Source organism: Streptomyces silaceus (genome assembly GCF_001419745.1).
In the GTDB taxonomy this organism is placed as follows: domain Bacteria; phylum Actinomycetota; class Actinomycetes; order Streptomycetales; family Streptomycetaceae; genus Streptomyces; species Streptomyces silaceus.
In genome coordinates this window covers 1-2,453 of sequence record NZ_LIRJ01000443.1, presented here as the reverse complement: position 1 = coordinate 2,453, position 2,453 = coordinate 1, and the positions used below count along the sequence as shown (strand labels likewise).

Annotated in this window: 3 protein-coding genes; all 3 read left to right on the top strand. The window is 71.7% G+C overall.

Translation table 11 applies throughout. The annotated features are described in order from the left end of the window. On the top strand, positions 1-1,467 hold a 1,467-nt coding region (locus tag AOK22_RS33305), incomplete at its 5' end, for an MFS transporter (RefSeq protein WP_055702443.1). A 47-nt stretch (positions 1,468-1,514) separates the two neighbouring features. Further along, positions 1,515-1,982, top strand: a complete 468-nt coding sequence (locus AOK22_RS33300) for a hypothetical protein (protein ID WP_079036985.1) — start codon at positions 1,515-1,517, stop codon at positions 1,980-1,982. A 25-nt stretch (positions 1,983-2,007) separates the two neighbouring features. After that, on the top strand, positions 2,008-2,367 hold the full coding sequence (locus AOK22_RS33295) for a VOC family protein (protein ID WP_055702442.1): 360 nt from the start codon (positions 2,008-2,010) through the stop codon (positions 2,365-2,367). Positions 2,368-2,453: the final 86 nt, after the last annotated feature.

Here is a 2,453-nt window from a genome sequence, read left to right as displayed (position 1 = left end):
CCCGCCGTCACCACGGCCGTCCCCGCCCGCCTGGACCGGCTGCCCTGGTCCCGCTGGCACTGGACGATCGTGGTCGGCCTCGGCACGGTGTGGATCCTGGACGGCCTGGAGGTCACCGTCGTCGGGAACATCGCCGGGCGCCTGTCCGAGGAGGGCAGCGGCCTGGCGATCTCGTCGGCGCAGGTCACGGGGATCGCGGCGGCGCTGTACGTCGCCGGGGCCTGCGCGGGCGCGCTGTTCTTCGGGTGGCTGACGGACCTCTTCGGCCGCAAGAAGCTGTTCATGGTGACGCTCGCGGTCTATCTGGCGGCCACCGCGATGACCGCCCTGTCGTTCGAGGCCTGGTGGTTCTTCGTCTTCCGCTTCTTCACGGGCTTCGGCATCGGCGGGGAGTACGCGGCGATCAACTCCGCGATCGACGAGCTGATCCCCGCCAAGCACCGGGGCCGCGTCGACCTGATCATCAACGGCAGCTTCTGGCTGGGCGCGGTCGGCGGCTCCCTGCTCTCGATCGTCGCGCTCGACACCGACCTCTTCGCGCCCGACGTGGGCTGGCGGCTCACCTTCGCCCTCGGCGTCGTCCTCGGCCTGGTCATCCTGCTCGTACGCCGCAACGTCCCCGAGAGCCCGCGGTGGCTGTTCATCCACGGCAAGGGGGAGGAGGCGGAGCGGCTGGTCGCGGCGGCCGAGGACGAGGTGCGCGCCGAACGCGGTGGCCGTGAACTGCCGCCCCCGCACGGCGAGATCACCATCCACCAGCGCAAGTCGATCGGCTTCGTCACCATCGCCCGGACGGTCTTCCGCGGCTACCCCCGGCGGGCCGTCCTCGGCCTCTCCCTCTTCATCGGACAGGCGTTCCTCTACAACGCGATCACCTTCGGCTTCGGCACGATCCTCACGACGTTCTTCGACGTCCCGCCGGGGCGGACGGGCTACTACTTCGCCGTGATCGCGGTCGGCAACTTCCTCGGCCCGCTGCTGCTCGGCAAGCTCTTCGACACCGTCGGCCGCCGGATCATGATCACGTCGACGTACGTCCTGTCGGGGCTGCTCCTCTTCGGCACGGCCGCGCTCTTCGACCGGGGCGTGCTGAGCGCGACGGGCCTGACGGCGTGCTGGGCGGTCGTCCTCTTCTTCGCCTCGGCGGGCGCGAGCAGCGCGTACCTCACGGTCTCCGAGATCTTCCCGATGGAGACGCGGGCCCTGGCGATCGCCTTCTTCTACGCGGTCGGCACGGCGGCCGGCGGCATCAGCGGCCCGCTGCTGTTCGCCGAGCTCACGAAGTCGGGCGTGGTCGCGGACACGGTGCTCGCCTTCCAGATCGGCGCGGCCCTGATGTGCGCGGCGGGCCTGGTCGCGGCGGTGCTCGCGGTACGGGCGGAACGAAAGTCCCTGGAGGACGTGGCGACGCCGCTGTCGGCGGTGGAGACGAACGAGGCCGCACGCACGGGCCGCGCCCGAACCTGAGTACGCATACTCTGTCGCCGGCCTACGAGGGAGGGCACCGTCGACCCATGCCCACGCCGACGCCCGAGCCCCGCACGATGAAACCGCTGCTGACCCCTCTCCCCGAGAGCCCGCCGCTGCCGAGGTACGCGACGCGCCTGCTGGGCGCGGCGCTGGCGGCGACCGCGTACGTGGTGTGCCTGCCCTGGGACCTGCGCAACCGCCCGGAGGCCCCGGGCGCGATCGACGAGACGTCCCCGGTGACGGCCCTGGGCCTGACGACGCTCACCCTCGCCCTGGCGGCGCTGGCGGCCCACTCCGGCATCCGGGACCGCCCGGCCTGGACCCTGCTGACGGTGGCGGCCCCACCGTCGACGCTCCTGTTCGTCTCCTTCGACACCCACCCCGCGCGGGACGCGGACGCGTGGCAGGTGACGTGGGCATTCTGCACACTGGTGATGGGGGCGGGGGCGCTGGTGGTGGGGGCGTTCGCGGCCAGGTTCCGGGAACGAGGAGAAGGGGACGGACGAGCGTGACGCAGGGAAGTGTGGGGAGCAGCCGATGACCATCCGCAGGATCGTGCCGAACGTACGGCTGGAGTCCGAGTCGGACCTCGCCCGGCACCGCGACTTCTACGAACTGCTCGGCTTCCGCGAGGTCATGAACCAGGGCTGGATCACGACCCTCGCGTCCCCCGCCAACCCCACGGCCCAGATCAGCTTCCTCACGCACGACGCGACGGCTCCCGTGGTCCCGGACCTCAGCGTGGAGGTGACGGACGTGGAGGCGGTGTACGAGCAGGCGTGCGCCGCGGGCGCGGAGATCGTCCTGCCCCTGCGCGACGAGGAGTGGGGCGTACGCCGCTTCTTCGTACGGGACCCGCGGGGCAGGGTGGTGAACGTACTGAGCCACGTCGACTGAGGCGGGACCCGCGCCGACCCGTGGTACCTAGGAGGCGGGTCGCCGGTCGACGAGTACGTACGAGGCGGCGGCGACGGCCCCCGCGA